18 protein-coding genes are annotated in these 23,388 nt (G+C 60.6%); 10 read left to right on the forward strand and 8 right to left on the reverse strand.

Annotated features, from left to right (window positions below; genetic code table 11):
- Window positions 1-65: 65 nt before the first annotated feature.
- From fruA to fruB, 3 genes are read right to left on the reverse strand one after another with little or no spacing between them, the layout of a single operon-like run.
- Window positions 66-1,763, reverse strand: a complete 1,698-nt coding sequence (gene fruA / locus ACL2XQ_RS17300; RefSeq protein WP_410014304.1) for a PTS fructose transporter subunit IIBC — start codon at window positions 1,761-1,763, stop codon at window positions 66-68.
- Window positions 1,760-2,716, reverse strand: coding sequence for a 1-phosphofructokinase (gene fruK / locus ACL2XQ_RS17305; protein WP_162368505.1), 957 nt, complete (start codon window positions 2,714-2,716; stop codon window positions 1,760-1,762). The genes fruA and fruK overlap by 4 nt, the downstream gene beginning before the upstream one ends.
- Entirely contained in the window at window positions 2,713-3,846 is a 1,134-nt protein-coding gene (fruB, locus tag ACL2XQ_RS17310) for a fused PTS fructose transporter subunit IIA/HPr protein (protein WP_413739501.1), read from the reverse strand. The genes fruK and fruB overlap by 4 nt, the downstream gene beginning before the upstream one ends.
- Window positions 3,847-4,274: 428 nt before the next feature.
- Between fruB and ACL2XQ_RS17315 the strand changes: the two genes are divergently transcribed.
- From ACL2XQ_RS17315 to mepS, 6 genes are all read left to right on the forward strand, one after another.
- Window positions 4,275-5,525 carry a sugar efflux transporter gene (locus ACL2XQ_RS17315; protein ID WP_413723472.1) on the forward strand — a complete coding sequence of 417 codons (1,251 nt, stop codon included), beginning with the start codon at window positions 4,275-4,277 and terminating at the stop codon, window positions 5,523-5,525.
- A gap of 30 nt (window positions 5,526-5,555) precedes the next feature.
- Entirely contained in the window at window positions 5,556-6,128 is a 573-nt protein-coding gene (yeiP, locus tag ACL2XQ_RS17320) for an elongation factor P-like protein YeiP (protein WP_410014302.1), read from the forward strand.
- A gap of 37 nt (window positions 6,129-6,165) precedes the next feature.
- Window positions 6,166-7,656 carry a mannitol dehydrogenase family protein gene (locus tag ACL2XQ_RS17325; RefSeq protein WP_413732378.1) on the forward strand — a complete coding sequence of 497 codons (1,491 nt, stop codon included), beginning with the start codon at window positions 6,166-6,168 and terminating at the stop codon, window positions 7,654-7,656.
- Complete coding sequence (locus ACL2XQ_RS17330) at window positions 7,653-8,633, forward strand: CobW family GTP-binding protein (protein ID WP_410014300.1); 981 nt, start codon at window positions 7,653-7,655, stop codon at window positions 8,631-8,633. Before ACL2XQ_RS17325 ends, ACL2XQ_RS17330 begins: the two co-directional genes overlap by 4 nt.
- A 53-nt stretch (window positions 8,634-8,686) precedes the next feature.
- Window positions 8,687-9,400, forward strand: coding sequence for a phosphatase PAP2 family protein (locus ACL2XQ_RS17335; RefSeq protein ID WP_413739502.1), 714 nt, complete (start codon window positions 8,687-8,689; stop codon window positions 9,398-9,400).
- Window positions 9,401-9,805: 405 nt separating this feature from the next.
- Window positions 9,806-10,414 carry a bifunctional murein DD-endopeptidase/murein LD-carboxypeptidase gene (gene mepS, locus ACL2XQ_RS17340; protein ID WP_413723286.1) on the forward strand — a complete coding sequence of 203 codons (609 nt, stop codon included), beginning with the start codon at window positions 9,806-9,808 and terminating at the stop codon, window positions 10,412-10,414.
- Window positions 10,415-10,766: 352 nt separating this feature from the next.
- Here the strand turns inward: mepS and ACL2XQ_RS17345 are convergent, their stop codons facing one another.
- Window positions 10,767-11,597: a sugar phosphate isomerase/epimerase family protein gene (locus ACL2XQ_RS17345; protein ID WP_410014297.1), complete on the reverse strand. Its 831-nt coding sequence runs from the start codon at window positions 11,595-11,597 to the stop codon at window positions 10,767-10,769.
- 168 nt (window positions 11,598-11,765) lie between these two features.
- On the opposite strand from ACL2XQ_RS17345, the gene ACL2XQ_RS17350 reads away from it, so the two are divergent.
- The 4 genes from ACL2XQ_RS17350 to yejF all read left to right on the forward strand — a co-directional run bounded on the left by ACL2XQ_RS17350 (window position 11,766) and on the right by yejF (window position 17,359).
- The gene (locus tag ACL2XQ_RS17350; protein WP_410014296.1) at window positions 11,766-13,586 is read left to right on the forward strand and encodes an extracellular solute-binding protein; all 1,821 of its coding nucleotides are present in this window, start codon (window positions 11,766-11,768) and stop codon (window positions 13,584-13,586) included.
- 66 nt (window positions 13,587-13,652) lie between these two features.
- Window positions 13,653-14,747 carry a microcin C ABC transporter permease YejB gene (locus ACL2XQ_RS17355; RefSeq protein WP_410014295.1) on the forward strand — a complete coding sequence of 365 codons (1,095 nt, stop codon included), beginning with the start codon at window positions 13,653-13,655 and terminating at the stop codon, window positions 14,745-14,747.
- A complete protein-coding gene (locus ACL2XQ_RS17360; RefSeq protein ID WP_410014294.1) occupies window positions 14,744-15,766 on the forward strand; it encodes an ABC transporter permease in 1,023 nt (340 codons plus the stop codon). Before ACL2XQ_RS17355 ends, ACL2XQ_RS17360 begins: the two co-directional genes overlap by 4 nt.
- 3 nt (window positions 15,767-15,769) lie before the next feature.
- Window positions 15,770-17,359: a microcin C ABC transporter ATP-binding protein YejF gene (yejF, locus tag ACL2XQ_RS17365; RefSeq protein ID WP_413739503.1), complete on the forward strand. Its 1,590-nt coding sequence runs from the start codon at window positions 15,770-15,772 to the stop codon at window positions 17,357-17,359.
- Between the two features lie 24 nt (window positions 17,360-17,383).
- Here the strand turns inward: yejF and ACL2XQ_RS17370 are convergent, their stop codons facing one another.
- The 4 genes from ACL2XQ_RS17370 to efeU all read right to left on the reverse strand — a co-directional run bounded on the left by ACL2XQ_RS17370 (window position 17,384) and on the right by efeU (window position 21,403).
- Window positions 17,384-17,725, reverse strand: a complete 342-nt coding sequence (locus ACL2XQ_RS17370; RefSeq protein ID WP_410014292.1) for a YejG family protein — start codon at window positions 17,723-17,725, stop codon at window positions 17,384-17,386.
- A 370-nt stretch (window positions 17,726-18,095) separates the two neighbouring features.
- Window positions 18,096-19,382 (reverse strand): iron uptake transporter deferrochelatase/peroxidase subunit, encoded by a 1,287-nt coding sequence (gene efeB / locus ACL2XQ_RS17375; protein WP_410014291.1) that lies wholly within the window; start codon window positions 19,380-19,382, stop codon window positions 18,096-18,098.
- Window positions 19,383-19,395: 13 nt separating this feature from the next.
- Window positions 19,396-20,535: an iron uptake system protein EfeO gene (gene efeO, locus ACL2XQ_RS17380; protein ID WP_410014290.1), complete on the reverse strand. Its 1,140-nt coding sequence runs from the start codon at window positions 20,533-20,535 to the stop codon at window positions 19,396-19,398.
- Window positions 20,536-20,572: 37 nt separating this feature from the next.
- The gene (efeU, locus tag ACL2XQ_RS17385; protein WP_410014289.1) at window positions 20,573-21,403 is read right to left on the reverse strand and encodes an iron uptake transporter permease EfeU; all 831 of its coding nucleotides are present in this window, start codon (window positions 21,401-21,403) and stop codon (window positions 20,573-20,575) included.
- Window positions 21,404-23,388: the final 1,985 nt, after the last annotated feature.

A 23,388-nucleotide genomic window follows, 5' to 3' on the forward strand; every position in this document is an offset into this window, starting at 1 on the left:
CCCGCGCGGGGCGTAAAAGAAGCATCGGCGCCCCGGAGCATTGAGCCCCGGGATGCCGGGCCGGCTTAGGCCAGCGCTTTCGCCAGTTCGGCGTCCGGACGTTTCAGTACCGAGTACATCACGCCCAGCAACAGGGTGCCCGCCGCGATGGCGACCAGGTAACTGAGCACCGGCGTAATGGCGCCCGGGATCAGCAGCACAAACATACCGCCGTGCGGCGCCATCAGCTTGGCGCCGAAGAACATCGACAGCGCGCCGGTGACGGCGCCGGAGATCATGGCAAGCGGGATCACCCGGAACGGATCGCGCGCGGCGAAGGGTATCGCGCCTTCGGAGATAAAGCACAGCCCGAGCACAAACGCGGCCTTGCCGGCCTCCCGTTCCGGTTTATCGAACTTATTGCGCGCCAGCAGGGTGGCGACCGCGATGCCCAGCGGCGGCACCATGCCGGCGGCCATAATCGCCGCCATCGGCGCATAGGTTTGCGTACTCAGCAAGGCGACGCCAAAGGCATAGGCGGCTTTGTTGATCGGCCCGCCCATATCGCTGCACATCATGGCGCCGAGGATGGCGCCCAGCAGTACGGCGTTGGCGGTGCCCATCGACTGCAGCCAGTTGGTCAGGCCGGTCAGGATCCTGGCCACCGGCGTGCCCACCACATAGATCATCACCAGACCGGTCACCAGGCTGGCGATTAACGGTATGATCAGTATCGGTTTCAGCGCCGCCATGCTTTGCGGCAAAGGCAATTTGGTGCTGATAAGCCTGGCCACGTAGCCGGCCAGAAAACCGGCGATAATACCGCCGATAAATCCGGCGCCGGTGCTGACCGCCAGCATACCGCCCACCAGGCCCGGCGTCAGGCCCGGACGGTCGGCGATGGAGAAGGCGATAAAGCCCGCCAGCACCGGTACCATCAGGGCGAACGCCGATTTACCGCCGATGGTCATCAGCGCCGAAGCCAGGGTTCCCGGCTGTTCAAAGGCATGGATGCCGAAAACAAAGGATAACGCGATGCACAGGCCGCCGGCCACCACCATCGGCAGCATATAGGAAACACCGGTCAGCAGATGGCGATACGGACCGGGAGAGGCTTTTTTGGTCTCGCCGGATTCAGTATTGCCGCCCTGCGCGGACGGCTGGTACACCTTGGCCTCCACCACCGCCTTATCCAGTTCCTGGGCGGTTTTTTTCAGCGCCAGGCCGGTACTGGTGCGATACATCGGTTTGCCGGCGAACTTGCTCAGATCCACCTCTATATCGGCGGCCACGATCACCAGGTCCGCCTGCTGCACTTCCTCGGCGGTGATGGCATTACCCGCCCCCACCGAGCCGCGGGTCTCCACCTTCACCCACCAGCCGCGTTTTTTGGCTTCGCCATCGATGGCTTCCGCCGCCATATAGGTGTGCGCCACGCCGGTCGGGCAGGCGGTGATGGCCACCAGCCGTTTGGGTCCGGTGGCGGCAAGCGCCGCCGCGGGCGCGGTGTCCGCCGGCGCCTGGTACAGGCTGGCCTCGGTCTTGGCGCGGGCGAGGAAAGCTTCCGGCTGGCTGGCCGCCTGGGACGGTTCGCCGGTAAACACCCGCTTGCCGTTCAGGGCGGCATCGGGGGTAAGGCCGCCCACCGCCACCACCAGTTCGGCGTCGGCGGCGGAGTCAACCAGGGTCAAACCCGCTTTCGGCGCGGCATCGACCAATATTTTTTTCACCAGGTGGCATCGTGCCTGCCCCAGCGAGCTGTCTATTTTCAGCAGCGTTTTCATTGTGCCTCCAACTGGTCATTAAACGGTTTTAAATCCACTCGGGCCATCATGGCGGCCAGCTGCGGCCGATCGGTGATGCCGACATTGCTTTGACTGACCGCCAAAGCCGCCACGGCGGTCGCCAGGCGTAACGTATGTTCACTGGACTCGCGCATCAGCAGGCCATAGATCAGGCCGCCGACCATGGAATCGCCGGCGCCGACGGTGCTGACCACTTCACAGGCCGGCGGCTTGGCCAGCCAGGCGCCCGAGGCGTTGACCCACAGCGCGCCTTCGGCGCCCAGTGAAATCACCACATGGGCGATGCCCTGCTCGCGCAGCGCATGGGCGGCCACCACCACGTCGGCCAGGGTGGGCAGCTTGCGGCCGGCCCAGATTTCCAACTCGCGCCGGTTGGGCTTGACCAGCCAGGGCGCGGCTTTCAGCCCGGCCACCAGCGCTTCGCGGCTGCTGTCGAAAATAATGCAGGGGCAGTGGCTGCGCAGCTTGATCATCCATTCGGTAAAGGCTTCCGGCGGCACGCCTGCCGGCAGGCTGCCGCTGACCGCCACCATATCGAACTGGCCCAGCCAGGTCAGCGAATCGTTGACAAAGCGTTCCCAGTCCTGCGGCGTGACGTTAAATCCGGAAAAATTGAAATCGGTCACGTCTCCCTGCTTCTCGGTCAGCTTGACGTTGATGCGGGTACGCCCCTGCACGACCTGGAAACGGTTGGCAATGCCCAGATCGCTGAACAGCAGTTGGAAACCGTCCTGGTTTTCCTTGCCGAGAAAGCCGCCAACGGTGACGTCGATGCCAAGATCCTTCAACACCTTGGCGACGTTTATCCCTTTTCCCGCCGCGTGCAGTCCGGTCGTTTGCACCAGGTTAACCTCCCCGCGTTCAATTTCGGGGCAATAGCCGACCAGGTCGTAAGCCGGGTTCAGCGTAATGGTGGCGACGCGTCTGCTCATGCCGCGCCCTCCCCGAGTCCCGCGGCAATCGCCGCGCCGATGGCTTGCAGCGCCTGTTCGGCGTCGGCGCCTTCAGCGGTGAAACGCAGGCGATGGCCGCTCTTCACGCCCAGGGCCACCACTTTCATCAGGCTGCGTCCATTGGCCGGTTTGCCGGACCCGTCCAGGTTGGTGACGGTAATGACGCTGTCGAACTGTTTGATCACGTTCACCAGGGCGGTGCCGGGGCGGGCGTGCAGGCCATGCTCGTTACGCACCACGAATTCCGCGCTTAATACCCCATCCGTCGCCGCGGCTTCGCCGCTGAGCAGGGCCAGCAGGGCGGGAGCGTCGGCGGTCAGCAGGCGGCTCGCCTCGCCGGCCAGCAGCAGGTCGCCGATGACGTTCAGCACGTCAAGCGGCCGATCGTCTGCCATGGCGACGGTAATCAGCAGCGCCACGCTTTCACCGTCCTCGACAAATGCCGTCGCCGGGCGACTGATCGCCACTGCGCTGGCCAGGTTGCCGCGCGTGCTGTCGTTCAGCCAGACGCCCTGCCCCAGGTTCAGCGGGCGGCCGCTGATGACATCGCTGACGAACCCGACGTCCACCGCGCCCGCCAGCTGCAGGCGGCCGGCATTGAGCGCCTTGAGGGTGACCATGTCGCCGGCGGGGACGCCCAGGGCCATCAGGGAGATATCGAACAGGAACGGCGCCGGCTGCTTTTCACCCGTCAGCGCGGCGCGCAGTTCTTCGGCCGACGTGGTGCTCGCCAGGCGCGCCGCCACGGCATCGTCGCTTAAGACATGGGTCAGCTGGCGCAGCAGCGCGAGATGCTCGTCGGAGCGCGCGGCGATGCCGATCACCACATAAGCCGTCTGGCCCTCGCCCCAGTCAATCCCCTGCGGAAACTGAAATACCTGCACGCCGGTGTTCAGCACCAGGTCGCGGGTATCCGTGGTACCGTGCGGGATGGCGATGCCGTTGCCTAAAAAAGTGGACGTCTGCTGCTCGCGCTTCATCATGCCGTCCACATACCCGGCGTCGACATAACCTGCCTGCGTCATGGCCGCGGCGATCTGGGCGATGGCCTCCGTCTTGCTCTGCGCCTGGGCGCCGAGATGAATATCTTTTAATGACAAATCAAACATATCTCTCCTCGCTTGCTGATATTGCTAATATTGAATCGATTCAGCTTCGATACACACCAACAGCGGGATGGTCCGGCGCACCGCCTGTCTAATCACGCTGAAACGTTTCAATAAAGTCTCCGACGTTGGCGACGTGATTGCAAGCGCCGGTCGACTATTCCTGTCGGATCTTTGAAGCGCCGCACAGTTTATCGTTATTCAGGCACGTCCCGGCCCGCCGGGACGGCTTTTGCTGACGCGCTGCTGAAGACCCCATCCCCCATGCCCGCCGCGGCCTGACCAGGGCCGCCCGCGCAGCGATCCGGCGGCGCGTCTTGCCGCCGGCCGACGTCATGCTGAAGTGGATTTATTTTCGCCGCCGGCTGTTGTTTTTCGCCAACAGGCGTATTATTCGGGCGTCCATTTGTCCTGATCCCGATGCCATTATCATGCACACGCCTATCGCCCTCCCGCGGCGCCTTCCGGATATGACCGCCCCGGCCTTTCTGGTTATCGCTTTTCTCTCCGGCATCGCCGGCGCACTGCAGTTGCCGACCCTGAGCCTGTTCCTGTCCACGGAAGTGGCGGCCCGGCCCTTTATGGTGGGCCTGTTCTATACCGGCAGCGCGGTGATAGGCATCGCGGTCAGCCAGTTCCTGGCCGGCCGGTCGGATAAAAAAGGCGATCGTAAACGGCTGATCCTGCAATGCTGCCTGCTGGGCGCGGCGGGCTGCGTGCTGTTTGCCTTTAACCGCAGTTATTTTGTCCTGCTGGCCTGCGGCGTGTTATTGACCAGCTTCGGTTCCACCGCCAACCCGCAGATGTTCGCCCTGGCGCGCGAACATGCCGAGCAGACGGGGCGCGAGGCGGTCATGTTCAGTTCGGTAATGCGCGCGCAGGTGTCCCTGGCCTGGGTCATCGGACCGCCGCTGGCCTTTGCCCTGGCGCTGGGCTTTGGTTTCAAAGTGATGTATATGATGGCCGCCGTCACCTTCGTGGCCTGCGGCGCGCTGGTCTGGCTGGCGCTGCCGTCGATGCGCAAATCGGCGCTGAAAACCGCCGCGGTGCTGGAGGCGCCCCGCCGCAACCGCCGCGACGCGATGCTGCTGTTCGCCGCCTGCACGCTGATGTGGACCTGCAACTGCATGTACCTGATCAATATGCCGCTCTATCTCATCCACGAGCTGCAGCTGCCTGAAAAACTGGCCGGAATGCTGATGGGCACCGCCGCGGGCCTGGAGATCCCGACCATGCTGGTGGCCGGCTATGTGTCCAGGCGCTTTGGCAACCGACTGCTGATGCGCATCGCCGTCGGCGCCGGGCTGCTGTTTTACCTGGGGTTGCTGGTGTTTACCGCCCCTATGGCGCTGCTGGCGCTGCAGTCGCTGAACGCGGTGTTTATCGGCATTCTGGCCGGCATCGGCATGATCTATTTTCAGGATCTGATGCCGGGCCAGGCCGGCGCCGCCACCACGCTGTTTACCAATACCGGACGGGTGGGCTGGATTATCGCCGGTTCGGCCGCCGGGCTTATTGCGGAAATCTGGCAGTACCATACGGTGTTTTTTGTGGCGCTGCTAATGATTGCCGGCGCCGGTTATTGCATGTGGCGCATTCGTGATGTAGATTCGCCGCTGCCCCGCGACACGCACTTTTCCCCCTTGCCTGAAGGCCCGGGCAACGGTAACGTGTCGCCATAGACTCCGATACAATTATACAGGTCCACTTTGATGGCTAGAGCAAACGAAATTAAGCGCGGCATGGCGGTAAATTACAACGGCAAACTCCTGCTGGTAAAAGACATTGATATCCAGAGCCCAAGCGCGCGCGGGGCCAGTACGCTGTATAAGATGCGGTTTTCCGACGTCCGCACCGGCCTGAAGGTGGAAGAGCGCTTTAAGGGCGACGATATCCTCGAGACCATCAACCTGGTGCGCCGCTCGGTGACGTTTTCCTATATCGACGGCGAAGAATATGTCTTTATGGACGACGAGGACTATACCCCGTACCTGTTCAAGAAAGACCAGATAGAAGACGAACTGCTGTTTATCCCCGAAGGCGGCATCCCCGGCATGCAGGTGCTGACCCTGGAAGGCCAGGTGCTGGCGCTGGAATTGCCGCAAACGGTGGATCTGGAGATTATCGAAACCACGCCCGGCATCAAAGGCGCGTCGGCCAGCGCCCGCACCAAGCCGGCGCTGATGAGCACCGGCCTGACCGTCTCGGTGCCGGAATACCTGAACAGCGGCGAAAAGATCCGTATTCACGTGGCGGAACGTCGCTATATGAGCCGCGCCGACTAACCATTTCCAGGCCAACGGCCAGACGGGGTGCATCATCATGGCGACCCTTGCCTCGCATCACCTTCCCGCCGGGGTGCAACAGCCCGGCTACGATCGCGGCCTGCTTAAGAGCCGCATCGTACATATCGGTTTCGGCGCGTTTCACCGCGCCCATCAGGCGGTAATGACCGATCGGGCGCTTAACGCCGTTGGCGGCGATTGGGGCATCTGCGAGGTCAGCCTGCACAGCGCCGGTTTATTGCAGGCGCTGCGCGCCCAGGATCATCTGTTTACCGTGCTGGAAAAAGACGGCGCCGGCAGGCAGGCGCACGTTATCGGCGCGGTCCGCGAGTCGGTTATCGCGGCAGAGGTCGGCATCGCGGCGGTGCTGGAAAAGCTGGCCGAGCCGCAGGTGGCCGTCGTCTCGCTGACCATTACCGAAAAAGGCTATTGCATCGAGCCGGACAGCGGCGAGCTGGACCGCGCCAATCCGCGCGTCCAGGCGGATATCCTGCATCCCGGGGCGCCTGGCACCGTGCCGGGCATTCTGGTGGAGGCGCTGCGCCTGCGCTATGCGCGCGGCCTCGCGCCGCTGACCCTGCTGTCGTGCGACAATATTCCCGGCAACGGCCAGGTGCTCAGGCGGGCGGTGCTGGGCCTGGCCCAGGCCAGGGATCCGCTGCTGGCGGCATGGATCGGGGAACAGGTGTCGTTTCCGGCCACCATGGTCGACCGTATCGTGCCCGCCGCCACGGAAGAAACGCTGGCTGAGATTGCCGCCCTTATCGGCGTGGCGGACCCCTGCGCCATCGCCTGCGAACCCTTTATCCAATGGGTTATCGAGGATAATTTTGTTGCCGGCCGGCCGGACTGGCAGGCGGCGGGCGCGCAGTTTGTCCCCAACGTCGCGCCGTATGAAGAAATGAAGCTGCGCATGCTGAACGGCAGCCATTCCTTTCTGGCCTGGCTCGGCTATCTGGCCGGCTACCAGCATATCAGCGACTGCATGGCGGACCCGGGCTACCACGCCGCCGTGGCCGCGATGATGGCGCAGGAACAGGCGCCCACCCTGCGCCTGGGCGCCGGGGAAGTGGACCTCGCCGCCTACGCCGCGCAGTTGCTGGCGCGCTTCGCCAATCCGGCGCTGAAACACCGCACCTGGCAGATTGCCATGGACGGCACGCAAAAGCTGCCGCAGCGCATGCTGGACCCGGTGCGCTGGCATATCGCCCACGGCGACGGCTATCCCCTGCTGGCGCTGGGCATCGCAGGCTGGATGCGTTATGTGGGCGGCCGCGACGATCTCGGCGCGCCTATTGATATCCGCGATCCGCTGAGCGACGAGCTGCGGCGCATCGTCGACCACAGCCCCGACGGCGAGCCGCGGGTGCTGGCGCTGTTGGCGCTGCGTTCGGTATTCGGCGCGGATCTGTCCGCCAGCCCCGCCTTTGCCGCCGCCGTCACCGCGGCTTATCTCGCGCTGGCGCGGGACGGCGCCAAAGCGACGGTGGCCGCCGCCCTCTCCCCGGCCGCCCGGGGACGACCATGACCGCCCGCACCACCCTGATTACCGGTTTTCTCGGCAGCGGTAAAACCACTACCCTCTTGCATCTGCTGGCGCAAAAACCGGCCGGCGAACGCTGGGCGGTCCTGGTGAATGAATTTGGCGAGATTGGCGTCGACGGCGCGCTCCTGGCCGACAGCGGCGCAGTGCTCAAGGAAATTCCCGGCGGCTGCATGTGCTGCGTCAACGGCCTGCCCATGCAGGTGGGATTAAATACCCTGTTGCAGCGCAACACCCCCGATCGGCTGCTGATCGAGCCGACCGGGCTTGGCCATCCCAAACAAATCCTCTCTTTGCTCACCTCGCCGGTATATGAAAACTGGCTGACCCTGCGCGCCACCCTGTGCCTGCTGGACGCGCGCCAGCTCGGCGACGCACGTTACCGCGACAATGAAAACTTCCGCGACCAGCTGGCCGCCGCCGATGTCATTATCGCCAACAAGCAGGACAGCTACCAGCCGCAGGATCGCGTGCTGCTGGACGAGTGGGCCGCCGGGCACGGCGATGGACGCCAAATAGTCGACGCCGTCCAGGGCCGGGTGCCGCTGTCATTGCTGGACCTGCCGCGCCTGAACGCGCGCGAACTGCCCGACGGCGCCCACCATCACGCCCCCCCGGCGCCCAAGGCGGGACTCGCGGCGCTGCGGCTGCCGGGCAATACCGGCTGGCGGCGTGCGCTGAACCAGGGCCAGGGCTACCAGTCCTGCGGCTGGATTTTTGACGGCGCCACCACCTTCGATACCATCGGCCTGCTGGAGTGGGCGCGGCTGGCGCCGGTGGAACGGGTCAAGGCCGTGGTACGCATCCCCGAAGGCACCCTGCAGGTCAACCGCCAGGGCCAGGACTTGCGCATCGAGACTCTGCCCGCACCGCCGCCCGACAGCCGGATTGAATTGATCAATCCCGCCCCGGCGGATTGGAACGCGCTGCAAACGGCTTTGTTGAAGATTCGTTTAAATTAGCAGGAATACTATAATCACCTTAATTTAGTCACTTGTTTTATAGGTGCTGAGTCATGCGTCGCTTACCTGCCGTTATTTTGCTCAATATCCTGGGCATCGCGCTTTTTGTCTCATGGTACCTGCCTTCGCACCACGGATTCTGGTCGCGGCTGGATACGGCGATCTTCATGTTTTTTAATCATATCGCCGCCAACAGCCACGCTTATGCCGTATTCCTGGCCGTCACCAACTATCGCGCGTTCGATATCACCTCCCTGCTGGCGATGGGCCTGCTTTACCTCCACTACCTGTTGCGCACCCCGCCGGATCGGCGCTATCAATTGATAAGCCTCGGCATCGTCATGCTGCTTTCGGCGCTGGTGCTTAACCAGCTGGGGCACCTGCTGCCGGTCAGCCGCCCCAGCCCGACGCTGTTTTTCCAAAATGAGGACGGCGTGGTGCGCGTGTCGCAATTTAGCCGCATTCCCACCAAGGACGCTTCCATGGATAGCTTTCCGGGCGACCACGGCATGATGCTGATGATTTTTGCCGCCTATATGCTGCGCTATTTCGGCGGCCGGGCGTTTGCCTGCGGCATGGCTATCGTGGTGCTGTTCTCCCTGCCCCGGGTGATGATTGGCGCGCACTGGTTCAGCGATATCGCGGTGGGATCGCTGTCGGTGGTGCTGGTCGGCCTGAGTTGGTGGCTGATGACGGATGCCAGCGATAAGGCGGTGAGCTGGTTTAACCAGCGCTTGCCGGGCGTGCGCGACCGGCGATATCAATAGGAATTAATTATAGCGGGGGCGGCCTGTGACGGCGTCCGGCGGTCGCCACGTTACGGGAAGGTTGCGGGATCGCCGGCCCCCGGGCGGCGACAATGCCCGCCCGCCGCCATTCCCGGCAAACGGCGGGGCTTTTTGATCCAATTCTTAACGTTTAATTTAATACTATTTCACATCACCAAAAGTTATAAAATAGTCGATAAAAATCCTCGCTTTCCCTTATTCATTACGGTACCCTCGAATTCGCTGTACTTATACACTGATATTTTCCCGCTAATAAAAATGTGTGAGTAATACCACACAATGCAGGAATAACGGTTGGTCAATCAGTATTTGCGCATTATTCTCGATTCGCTCGGTATTTTATAGCGGCACCGTCGCTAAGGACTTTAAGGGATAACACTTATAATGGTCAAATCTCAACCTATTTTGAGATATGTGCTGCGGTTAATCCCCGCAGTGGCGGCGGCAGTTATGCTTTCCGCCTGTAGTTCTCATGGCAGTCAACAAACAGCTGAGATGCATGCAGTCAACGATAAAAGTGATTTTTTACTGCAAGCCTCTCAGGATCAATTCGAAGATATGGTCCGTAATGTCGATGTGAAGACGAAAATTATGGATCAATATGCCGTATGGAAAGGCGTTCGGTATCGCCTGGGCGGCAGCTCTAAACGTGGTATAGATTGTTCGGCTTTTGTACAGCAAACGTTCCATGAACAGTTTGGCCTGGAATTGCCGCGCTCAAGCAGCGAGCAGCAGGGTATTGGCGCTAAAATCCAGCGCACCAAGCTGCGTCCAGGAGATCTGGTCGTGTTCCATGCCGGTTCCACCGGGCGCCATATGGGGATTTACCTGGGCAACGATCAGTTTGTCCACGCATCCACCACCAGCGGCGTCACCATTTCCAGCCTATCGGAAACCTACTGGAACAAGCGTTATCGGGAAGCACGGCGGGTATTAACCGGCGGCGCCAAGGGGCAGATGACCACGGCAATGCGCGGCAACAGCAACTCCTGATAATTAACGGTTATTATTTAAATGTCCTGAATGCCGAACGAGATAAAAGCCGCCTGCCCGGGCGGTTTTTTTTTGACCATTATTAAAGATTTGTATATCTGTTTTTTTGCTTAATACATATTCTTCGAAGCTCATCACTATTCTCGCCGCTATATTCCCAGCTCCTTAACATATTTGCCTGCATGTTATCAACATATTAATTATTATAATCCGCGTCATTTGTCCGTTTGCCGTTATGCTACCGGCGGCCAGCCCGCCCGCGATTGCGCCATATCGGCTAATTATTAAGCACGATAATATATCAGTTAAGGCAATATATGGGCGCAACATCCCATGCCCGCGGCCGCGCTAATTACGGCCGGCGCGCCGTTATCTCCCGTTCCAGCCACGCCAGCGAGGCAAACCCCTCGGCGGCGATGCGCTGCGGCGTTTCCCGCTGATACCGGTCGCTGAAAATTTCCAGCGACCAGATGCCCCGGTACCCTGCCGCCGCCACTTGGCGCGCAAAACCGGCGACATCCAGGATGCCCTGGCCCGGAAAACAGCGATGATGCCGGCTCCAGGCGTCTACCGGCTGCGACGGCCGCGGGCGCGGCGCGGCATCGGCCATCTGCACGTAAAAGATTTTTTCCGCCGGGATGTGCGCCAGGCCGTCGAGGTTATCCGCCAGGGCCAGGATATGAAAGCTGTCCAGCGCCAGGCCCAGGTTGGGCATGGCGACGGTGCTGACCCGCTCCCAGGCCTGGCGGTAATGATGCACATGGCGCCCCCAGGCCAGGGCCTCATAACAGATGGCGCAGCCATAACGCTGCGCCAACTCGGCCAGGCGCAGCAGATCGCCGTTTTGCGCCTCTTCGTCCGCCAGGGCATCCTGGTCCACCGAACTGCATACCAGCAATTGCCGGCATCCCAGTTCTGCCATGGCGTCAAACATGCGCCCGGCCTCGGCCAGCACGCCGGCGCGGCCGGCCGCGGGCGCCCCGTCGGCGTTGCGCAGCGGCTGCAGCAGCACCGCCTCAAGATCGAGCGCGTCGAGCAGCCGTTTAACGTCGCGCGCGGTACCGGGGAAGCGTTGCAGATCGTCGTCAAACAGTTCCACGGCGTCAAACCCCGCCCGGGCGATGGCCTCAAGCTTTTCCGGCAGGCTGCCGGCCATGGATAGGGTAGCAATGGACTTGCGCACCGTCGTCCTCCTGATTAAAGGGTGTATGGCTTAATAATCTGATTGATAATTTTGACATTAATGGCAAAAAAACCGTTAATGGCATTGTTTTAGGCATTAGTATAATAGACAGCCTTCAGCGGCTTGCCCTTTCAATACTATTTGGTGTTATCCCAGGAGCGTAACCTGATGTTTCCACGTGTTTGGATTGCGCTGATTCTCAGCGTCGTCTGCCTCGGCCCGCGCGCCGACACTATTGACACTATTAATGAAAGCTACGCTTTTGCGCTATTGGGCCAGCCGAAATACCCCAGCGACTTCAGCCATTTTGATTACGTCAACCCCGCCGCGCCCAAGGGCGGCGCCATAACCCTGGCGGCCATCGGCACCTTTGACAATTTTAACCGTTTTGCCCTGCGCGGCTCGGCGGCGATGCGCACCGACCAGCTCTATGACGGTTTATTTATCACCTCGGACGATGAGATGGGCAGCTATTATCCCCTGGTGGCGGAATCGGCGCGCTATCCCAGCGATTTTTCCTGGATGGAGGTGTCCATCAATCCCCAGGCGCAGTATCACAACCATCAGCCCATCACCGCCCGGGACGTGGCCTTCACCTTCGGCAAATTCATGACCGAAGGGGTGCCGCAATTTCGTATTTATTACAAAGGCGTCACGGTAAAAGCCATCGCGCCGCTCACGGTACGCTACGAGTTTCCCAAACCCGATAAAGAGATGCTGCTGGGCCTGCTGACCTTGCCGATTATGCCGGAAAGCTATTGGCAGCATCACAAACTCGGCGACCCGCTGACCTCGCCGCCGCCGGCCAGCGGGCCTTACCGCATTACGTCCTGGCGTACCGGGCAGTATGTCACCTACTCGCGTGTCCGCGATTATTGGGCGGCCAACCTGCCGGTCAACCGCGGCCGTAATAATTTTGACAGCATCCGTTATGATTATTACCTGGACGACAACGTGGCGCTGGAAGCGTTTAAAGCCGGCGCGTTTGATTTGCGCATCGAAAGCTCGCCCAAGCTGTGGGCCACGCAGTACCACGGCGGCAACGTGGAACGCGGCTATATCATCAAGCAGGAAATACCCAACGATGCGCCGGTCGCAACGCCCTGGCTGGCATTTAATATCCAGCGCCCGCTGTTCGCCGACCGGCGGGTGCGCGAGGCGCTGACGCTGGCGTTTGATTTTGAATGGATGAACAAGGCGCTGTTTTACCAGGGGTACCAGCGGGTCGACAGCTATTTCATCAATACCGACTATGCGGCGCGGGACTATCCCGGCGTGGACGAACTGGCGGTGCTGGCGCCGCTGAAAGGCCAGGTGCCGCCGGAGGTGTTTACCGAACGCTACCAGCCGCCGGTATCGGACGGCAGCGGTTATGACCGCAAAAACCTGCTTAAGGCGCTTGGGCTGTTAAAGCAGGCCGGCTGGGAATTAAAGGACCAGCAATTGGTCAACGTCAAAACCGGCAAGCCGTTTGCCTTTGAAATGATGCTGATGAGCGGCAGCAACAGCAGCAATTACATCCTGCCCTTCCAGCACAACCTGCAGCGCCTGGGCATACAGATGACGTTGCGTCAGGTGGACAGCGCGCAGTTTACCAACCGCCTGCGCAAACGTGATTTTGATATGATGCCGTCAAGCTATGCCGCCTTCCCCTACCCCAGCGGCGATTTGCAAATCCTGTGGGGCAGCGCCTATGTGGAATCCAGCTATAACCGCCCCGGCGTCAAGGATCCGGCGGTTGACCGCCTGATCAACGAAATCGTGCGCCACCAGGGCGACGAAAAAGCGCTGCTGCCCCTGGGGCGGGCGCTGGACCGGGTGCTGACCTGGAATTATTTTATGATTCCCCAGTGGTTTTCCCATCAGACCCGTCTGGCCTATTGGGATAAATTCGCCATGCCGGCCGTTAAACCCACCTATGCGCTGGGTTTCGATACCTGGTGGTATGATGTCAACCGGGCGGCCAGGCTGCCCGCGGAACGACGCTGACGCCGGCCGCGGCCGCCCGGTGCGTCCTGCGTCTGACTATCGACAAAGCTCTAAGGGAGGAGCCGCTTGCTAACCTATTTGTTACGCCGTTTATTGCTGGTGATCCCGACGCTTTGGGCCATCATTACCCTGAACTTCTTTATCGTGCAAATTGCCCCCGGCGGACCGGTGGATCAGGCCATCGCCGCCATTGAGATGGGCCAGCAAAGCGGCTTCAGCGCCGGGCACAGTGACCCCGCCGCCCGCGTGCAAACGCTGCACGGCGGCCAGATCGGCGACAGCCAGTACCGCGGCGCGCGGGGCCTGGATCCGGAGGTGATTGCGGAGATTACCCGGCGCTACGGCTTCGATAAACCGCTGCATGAGCGCTATTTCACCATGCTGTGGAACTATGTGCGCTTTGATTTTGGCGACAGCCTGTTTCGCGGCGCCACGGTAATGCATTTGATCAGGGAAAGCATGCCGGTCTCCATTACCCTCGGCTTGTGGAGCACGCTTATCATCTATCTGGTGTCGATCCCGCTCGGCATCAAAAAAGCGGTGCGCAGCGGCAGCGCCTTCGACGTCTGGAGCAGCACGCTTATCATCATCGGCTACGCGATCCCGGCCTTCTTGTTCGCCATACTGCTGATTGTGCTGTTCGCCGGCGGCAGCTATCTGGACTGGTTCCCGTTGCGCGGTCTGGTCTCGAGCCATTTCGACAGCCTGCCGTGGTATAAAAAAATCACCGATTATCTTTGGCATATCACGCTGCCGGTGCTGGCCACGGTGATTGGCGGATTCGCCACCCTGACCATGTTGACTAAAAACGCGTTCCTGGACGAGATCCGCAAGCAATACGTCACCACCGCGCGCGCCAAGGGGCTGACGGAAAACCAGATCCTCTACCGCCATGTGTTTCGCAACGCCATGCTGCTGGTGATAGCCGGTTTCCCCGCCACCTTTATCAGCATGTTTTTTACCGGTTCGCTGCTGATTGAGGTGATGTTTTCCCTTAACGGCCTGGGGCTGCTGGGGTACGACGCCACCCTGCAACGGGATTACCCGGTCATGTTCGGCACGTTATATATCTTTACCCTGATCGGCCTGCTGCTCAATATCCTCAGCGATATGACCTATACGCTGGTCGACCCGCGCATTGATTTCGAGGGCCGCCAATGAGACTGAGTTCCGTCAACCAGGCGCGCTGGGCGCGTTTTCGCCGCAACCGCCGGGGCTACTGGTCGTTATGGCTATTTCTGCTGCTGTTTATCCTGAGCCTCGCCTCGGAGCTGGTGGCCAACGACAAGCCCCTGCTGGTGCGCTACCAGGGACAATTTTATTCGCCGCTGCTGTTTAACTACAGCGAGACCACCTTCGGCGGCGAGCTGGCGACCAGGACCGATTACCGCGATCCCTATATCGCCGGGCGGCTGGCCGCGCACGGCTGGGCGATATGGGCGCCGGTACGCTATGACTACCGCACCATTAACTTCGCCACCGCCCGGCCCTTCCCGTCGCCGCCAAGCCGGCAGAACTGGCTGGGTACCGACAGCACCGGCAAGGATGTGCTGGCCAACTTATTGTATGGCTTCCGGCTGTCGATGCTGTTCGGCCTGGCGCTGACCCTGCTTTCAAGCGTTATCGGCATTATCGTCGGCGCCAGCCAGGGCTATTACGGCGGCCGGCTGGACCTGTGGGGACAGCGCTTTATCGAGGTCTGGTCCGGCATGCCGACGCTGTTTTTGATTATTTTATTATCAAGCGTCGTGCCGCCGGACTTCGGGTGGCTGCTGGCCATTACCGTGCTGTTCGGCTGGATGGGCCTGGTGGGCGTGGTGCGCGCCGAATTCCTGCGCGCCCGTAATTTCGACTATATCCGCGCCGCCCAGGCCATGGGGGTCAGCGATCGGATGATCATGCTGCGCCATATGCTGCCCAATGCCATGGTGGCGACGCTGACCTTCCTGCCCTTTATCCTGTGCGGGTCCATTACCACGCTGACCTCGCTGGATTTTCTCGGTTTCGGCCTGCCCATCGGCTCGCCGTCCCTGGGCAACCTGTTGCTGGAAGGCAAAAATAACCTCCAGGCGCCGTGGCTCGGCATTACCGCTTTTGTCACGCTGGCCCTGGTGCTGTCATTACTGATTTTTATCGGCGAAGCGGTGCGCGACGCCTTTGACCCCAGCAAGGCGCATTAACCTATGACCACGCCATTGTTAGAAATCAAGGAACTGAGCGTCGCCTTTGGCCAGGGCAATCAAACCCGGCAGGTGGTGGATAAGGTGACGCTGGCGCTTAACGCCGGCGAAACGCTGGCGCTGGTAGGCGAATCCGGTTCGGGCAAAAGCGTTACCGCCCTGTCGGTCCTGCGCCTGCTGCCCCAGCCGCAGGTGTGCTACCCCCATGGCGATATCCTGTTCGCCGGCAAGAGCCTGCTGCATGCCCCAGACGCAACGCTCAGGCGCGTGCGCGGCAATGACATCGCCATGATCTTCCAGGAACCGATGTCGTCGCTTAACCCGCTGCACAGCGTGGAAAAACAGCTGCTGGAGGTGCTGGCGCTGCATCGGGACATGCGCGGCGCCGAAGCCCGCGCCGAAGTGCTGGCCAGCCTCGATCGGGTGGGCATCCGCCAGGCCAAATCCCGGCTGCGGGATTTCCCCCACCAGCTCTCCGGCGGCGAACGCCAGCGGGTGATGATCGCCATGGCCCTGCTCACCCGGCCCAAACTGCTGATTGCCGACGAGCCGACCACCGCGCTGGACGTAACGGTACAGGCGCAGATCCTGGCATTGCTGACCGACCTGCGCCGGGAGATGGGCATGGCGCTGCTGTTTATCACCCATAACCTGAATATCGTGCGCCGTTTGGCGGACAACGTGGCGGTGATGCAGGAAGGCAAATGCGTGGAGATCGGCGGGCGCGACGCCCTCTTCAGCGCGCCGCAACACCCTTATACCCGCCGTTTGCTGGCGGCGGAGCCGGGAGGCGAGCCGCTGCCGGTGCCGCCGGGGGCGCCGGCGCTGCTGCGGGTCGCTAATCTGGGCGTGACCTTTTCCGGGCGCCAGGGGCTGTTTCGCCGCCAGGCGGCGCAAAAAAGCGCCGTACGCGGGGTGTCATTTAGCCTGCGGCGCGGCGAAAGCCTGGGATTGGTGGGCGAATCCGGCTCAGGCAAAAGCACCACGGCGCTGGCGGTGCTGCGGTTGCTGAAATCCGACGGCGAGATCTGGTTTGACGGCCAGCCGCTGCATCAGTTTAACCGGCGCGGCATGCTGCCGCTGCGCCGCCGTATCCAGGTGGTGTTCCAGGACCCGAACTCGGCGCTGAATCCCCGGCTGACGGTGGCGCAAATCGTGGTGGAGGGGCTGCGCGTGCATCATCATTTTTCGGCGCAGGAACAGGACCGGCGGGTGATTGCCGCGCTAAGCGAAGTGGGGCTCGATCCCGACACCCGCCATCGTTACCCCGACGAATTTTCCGGCGGGCAGCGCCAGCGCATCGCCATCGCCCGGGCGCTGATTTTGCAGCCGGACGTGGTAATCCTCGATGAACCCACCTCGTCGCTGGACAGATCGGTGCAGGCGCAGATCCTGCAATTGCTGAAATCACTGCAGGAAAAACACCAGCTGACCTACCTGTTTATCAGCCACGATCTGCAGGTGGTGCGGGCAATGTGTCATCAGGTGATGGTACTGCGGGAAGGGGAAGTCGTGGAACAGGGAGCCTGCCTGCAGGTGTTCGACGCACCCTCAGCGGAGTATACCCGCCAGTTGCTGCTGGCGGCCGGGTAAGCGCGGCGCGCCCGGGTACTGGTCTTAAGAATAGTACGATGCCGACGCGGGCTCGGCGATGGCCACGCCCATGTTTTTCAGCCGGCACAGGCCGGTGCATTCATCGTCACGGTGCAAAAACAGGCAAGGCTGCCCTTCGCATTCCAGCACCGAGCAGGTGACCTGGATTTCCACCAGGGAACGCGCCAGTTCCCGCATCACTTCCCACGCCGTATCGCCTTCATGGCTTAACAGCGTCAGGCCAATCAGGTCGTTATCGTCGCAATCACCGGCGGATATCGGTTCGACTTTGATGCCGCTAAACCCATTCAGCCAGCGGTAATATTGTGGCAAACGATGCACCACGGATAACTGTAGATTTGTCACTCCACGTCCCCAGACGATTAAACTACTTAGTAACAATTTTATCACAATACTATAATATTAGCGTGACATTAGCAGTCAATATGTTCATAAAAACAGCATAGATAACTTTGAAATGAGAGACAGATCTCTTTTCGGCCTATATGTACCGCGTTAAACGCCGTAGCACAACTGTTTTTTATGCATTTGCATAACTTTAACTGAGCTTATTATTTACATTTTGCGAACAAAAAAATGCCACGGGAGGAAGGATAGGATGCGCTCCCGCCGTCGCGGCGGGTAAAGGGGACGGCGGTTCACAGGAAAATCGACATGCACGCCGGCGCAGGGCAGCCGCGCCGGCAAAGCGGCAGAAGGGGGAAAACCGCCGGCGTTATGCCAGCAGCGACTGCGCCAGATAGCCGTCCTGGCGCTCGACCCCCGGCAGGGCAAAAAAGTAGCCCCCGCCGATGGGCTGGATGTATTCTTCCAGCGCCTCGCCGTTAAGCCTGCGCTGCACGGCGAGAAACCCCTGCTCCAGATCCTGCTGGAAGCAGACGAACAACAATCCCATATCCAGCTGGCCGGAGCGGGAAACGCCCAGGGAATAGCTATAGCCCCGGCGCAGCATCAGGTTGCCTTGGGTGGCGGGCGTACGGGGATTGGCCAGACGCATATGGGCATCGAGCGGGATGACCTTGCCCTGCGGATCGCGGCTGTAGTCGGGCACATCATGTTCATTGGCCATGCCCAGCGGCGCGCCGGTGCGCTTATCACGGCCGAAGATGGTCTGCTGCTCGTGCAGCGGCGTACGATCCCAGGACTCGACGTGAAAGCGGATAATGCGCACCGCCTGGTAACTGCCGTTTACCGCCCAGGCGGGTTCATCCGTACCGGCGCCGACCCAGATTACCCGATCCATCAGGCCGGGGTCGCGGGTATCCGGATTGCCGGTGCCGTCCTTGAAGCCCAGCAAATTAATCGGTGTCTCCTTGCCCCGGCTGCGCGCCGCGCTGGCGGAAATAAAGCCTTCGCGCTTCCAGCGCACGCTCAGCAGATCCGGGGTATGTTTAATGATATCCCGCAGCGCATGAATCACCGTGTCACTGCCGTTGGCGCAAATTTGCAACAGCAGATCGCCATGGCATAAATCAGCGTCCAGCGCATCGTTGGCAAAACGCGTCATCTTTTGCAGCCGCCGGGGTTTCAGCGCGGCGAGGCCGAAACGATCGTCAAACAACGAGTCGCCCACCGCCACCGTGATGGTCAGGTTATCCGGGGCGATATGCTCGCCCAGAATGCCGGAGTCCATCGGCGGCAATTTATCATCCACCGCCGGCGCCTGCCCGCCGGTGGTTAAAAATGCAATCCTCTCGGTCAGCACGCGAAACAACCGCCGCAGATCGTCCTTATCTCCGGCCAGCACGTCAAACGCCACCAGCATCATGGCCGCCTGCTGCGGCGTGGTGATGCCGGCCTGCCGGGGTCCGTAAAACGGCTGGCGCTGCCAGCGCTCGTCGGGTGACAAGGTGCCGGGGGAATGCTCATCGGGAGCAGGAGCCGGCGCCGCCGCCGCGCCGCGCAACGCCAGGGCGCCGCCGAGGGCGCCAAGCCCCTTCAGCCAGCGGCGCCGTGATGGCGACGCCGCCTTACCGCTGTTTTTATCTTTATCAGCACTCATCAGGCGCTCAACCCTACTCCAGCCCCAGCACGCCGCGCAGCAGCGCCAGATCTTCCGCCAGGGCGGTGATCGGGCCTTTGAGCGCGGTGCGATCGGCATCGGTCAGCTTGTCATAAGACGCAAAGCCGTCTTTATTACGGTATTTCATCAGGACGTTATCCACCTTGGCAAAGTTACCGTCAATTTTCGCCAGCAGCGGCGCATCGGCTTTTTGCAGCAGCGGGCGCAGCAGGTTGACGATTTTTTGCGATCCGTCGATATTGGCCTGGAAATCGGAAAGATCGGTACGGCTGTAACGGTCTTCCTCGCCGCTGATCTTACTGGAGGCCACCTCCTCAATCAGTCCGGCGGCGCCGCCGACCACTTTACTCGGCGGGAAGGTCAGGTCGCCGATGCGTTTTTGCAGATCCTGGGTATCTTTATACAATTGATCGGCAAACGGGGCGGTGCCGGCCGTGGTTTTATCGCTGAAGAGGATTTTTTCCAGCCGGTGGAAACCGGTGAATTTCGGGTCGGCGGATTTCTGCTCGAAATCATCTTCGCGGGCATCAATACTGCCGTCCAGATCCGAGAACAGTTCGGCGATAGGCTCGATACGCTCGTAATACACGCGGGTGGGGGCAAACAGCTTCTGCGCGGTGGCCAGATCGCCTTTCTTCACCGCATCGGTAAAGGTCTTGGTATGGGAGACAAGCTCGCCGACCTGTTGCAGCACATAGACTTTATAATCGGCAATCGGCCCCACCAGCGCCATGGCATCCGGTTTCGCCGCGCCCGCGCCGCCGTCCGCCGAAACCGTCAGCTTGCCCTTCGGATTGCTCAGCAGGCCGCAGGTCATATCGTATTCCCCCGGCTCCAGGGTGGCGGTCATCTTCTGGGTAAAGCCCGGCGCCACGTTCTCGCGCTCCTCGACCACCATCACGCCCTTGAGGATTTCCCACTCCAGCCCTTTCTGGCTGGCGTTATGAATAATAAACTGCGTTTTGCCCGGTTTAACGTTCAGCGCCATCGGATCGCACTGCTTATCGTTAACGGTAATCTTGACCTGAGGAATATCGGCCGCCAGCGCGGGCCAGCCCCATGCCGACAGCACCGGCGCCACCAGTAAGGCGGCAGGAAGAATGCGGCGACGGAAGCGTTGCATATTGGACATTTTTTTTACCCTGAATAGTGGAACAATTTAATGGATTTTATCCGGCGACACGTGTCGTCCGGTTGCCCCGCGCAGGCAGGAAAAACATCACCAGGGCCGGCACCAGGTATAACAAATACACGGCCACTTCACTGACGGTGGGCGCTTCCTGATAACCCAGCAGCCCCTCAAGCAAGGTGCCGAACAACGATTGGGTGGATAGGGTGGCGCTGAAATCAAATGCGATTGCCTGGAAACCATTCCATAATCCCGCTTCGTGGAAAGCGCGAATTGCCCCGGCCGCCAGCCCCGCGGCCACAAACAGAATAAACAGGCTGGTCCATTTGAAAAACTTCTCCATGCGCAGGCGGATGCCGCCGTAATACATCAGCATCCCCAAGACGATGGCGCAGGCCAATCCCAACACCGCGCCGATGGGCGCCTCGATGCCTACGTCCTGCTGAAACGCCGCCAGCAAAAAAAACACCGATTCCAACCCCTCGCGGGCCACGGCAAAAAACACCATGCCCACCAGCGCCCAGCCCTGCCCGCGGGCATTGCTGAGCGCCTGATCGACGGCGCTTTCCAGCTGGGCTTTAATCGAGCGGGACATCTTGCGCATCCAGAACACCATCCAGGTCAGGATGAGGACCGCCAGCACCGCCACGATGCCCTCGAACAGTTCCTGTTGCTTTTGCGGAAATTCGCCGGTGGTTTCGTTAATGACGACACCCACCGCCAGGCACAACAGCGCCGCGCTTAGCACGCCCACCCACACCGCTTTTAGCCAGCGGCCGCGGCCGGTCTTTTTCAGATAGCCGGCGATAAGGCTCACGATCAGCGCCGCCTCGAGACCCTCACGCAGCATAATCAGAAAAGGCACAAACATACCCATCACCTCGATGCTTTTGGGGGCGAGAAAAAGTAAAGAAACGTCAATTAAAACGATATTGATTATCATTACGAGGAAAAGAAAAACAAGCGCAGATTTGCGACTATTTGTAACCGATGCGCTACAAAAGGTTTCAGGATAAATAAAAGGTAAAGGGGGCGTCAGGGGTTAAGTGGTCTCGGTGAGGGTTTTGTTTGCTGTGCCTTGGTTTGCCTTATGGCAGGGTTTATGTCGCCTCGGCGAGGGTTTCGCTTACTGTGTCTTGTCTTGGCTTGTGGCAGGGTTTATGTCGCCTCGGCGAAGGTTTCGCTTGCTGTGCCTTGGCTTGCCTTGTGGCAGGGTTTATGTCGCCTCGGCGCGGGTTTCGCTTACTGTGTCTTGGCTTGCCTTGTGGCAGGGTTTATGTCACCTCGGCGCGGGTTTCGCTTGCTGTGTCTTGGTTTGCCTTGTGGCAGGGTTTATGCCGCCTCGGCGAAGGTTTCGCTTGCTGTGTCTTGGTTTGCCTTGTGGCAGGGTTTATGTCACCTCGGCGCGGGTTTCGCTTGCTGTGTCTTGGTTTGCCTTGTGGCAGGGTTTATGTCGCCTCGGCGCGGGTTTCGCTTGCTGTATCTTGGCTTGCCTTGTGGCAGGGTTTATGTCGCCTCGGCGCGGGTTTCGCTTACTGTGTCTTGGCTTGCCTTGTGGCAGGGTTTATGTCACCTCGGCGCGGGTTTCGCTTGCTGTGTCTTGGTTTGCCTTGTGGCAGGGTTTATGTCGCCTCGGCGCGGGTTTCGCTTGCCGTGCGTTCGGCGGTTATATGGAATGCCGGGTGCCGGCAAGCGACAAAGAGGCCGTACCGCGACGGCCTCCTTGACCTCCGCGCGTCCGGCAGATCGTGCGCCGCTGCGCGGTTCCCGGCATCACGCATCCCGGCTTTGGGACCGCACGGGACGCGCTCCCGGCGCGGCCCTTAGCTTTCGCCGCTCCCGGCGGCTCATCCAGCCGGGATGCGCGCTGCCGGCGCACTCTATGCCGGCACCACGTCAACACCATCGTCTGTGAGTAAAATAGCGTTTTTTGGTAGTAAGTAATATGCACGTACCGGGAAAAATATCGGTATTAATTTTGGGTTAACTTAAATTAGCTTGGCTTAGTTTAGTTTAGCTAAGATTTGCGGCCAGCTACCTACTCTCACTGTGGCGGGTTTATGCCCGGCTACGTGGTTGTCTGACCATAATTTCCGGCGGTATGAGACGCTGGCCGTATGACTGCTGACGGTGTAAATGTTGGCTGCATCGCATGATGTATGACTGATAATTGCCGGCTGCCGACTGCATGTATATTTGCATGTATGACTGACCTGTCGCGGTGCCTTTTGCATTGCACAATGATTAGCCGCTTCTCTGTCTGCTGTACCTTCCACTAAACCCACAGCGGCGCCGATGCCCTATACATCACAGCGCTGGCCGCGACAGATATCCCGGCATAAAGCGCGCTGACGGCGCCGGTGGCCCCGGCATGAGCCGCCGGGAGCGGCGAAAGGCCCGTTGCGCCGGGAGCGCATAACGGGCCGGTGCATCACGGGGACATTGGCGGCGGAAGGCATCGCGCAGCGACGCGCGACCTGCCGGGCGCGCGGAGGTCAAGGAGGCCGTCGCGGTACGGCCTCTTTGTCGCTTGCCGGCATCCGGCAATACCTATGAACACCTCACGCACGGCAAGCGAAACCTTCGCCGAGGCGACATAAGCCCTGACGCACGCTAACGCAAAGCAGGCGAAACCCTTGCCGTGGCGATATAAGCCCTGACGCACGCTAACGCAAAGCAGGCGAAACCCTTGCCGAGGCGTCATAAGCCCTGACGCACGCTAACGCAAAGCAGGCGAAACCCTTGCCGAGGCGACATAAGCCCTGACGCACGCTAACGCAAAGCAGGCGAAACCCTTGCCGAGGCGACATAAGCCCTGACGCACACTAACGCAAAGCAGGCGAAACCCTTGCCGAG

The sequence above is a fragment of the Sodalis sp. RH14 genome (assembly GCF_047324285.1).
Taxonomy (GTDB): domain Bacteria; phylum Pseudomonadota; class Gammaproteobacteria; order Enterobacterales; family Enterobacteriaceae; genus Acerihabitans.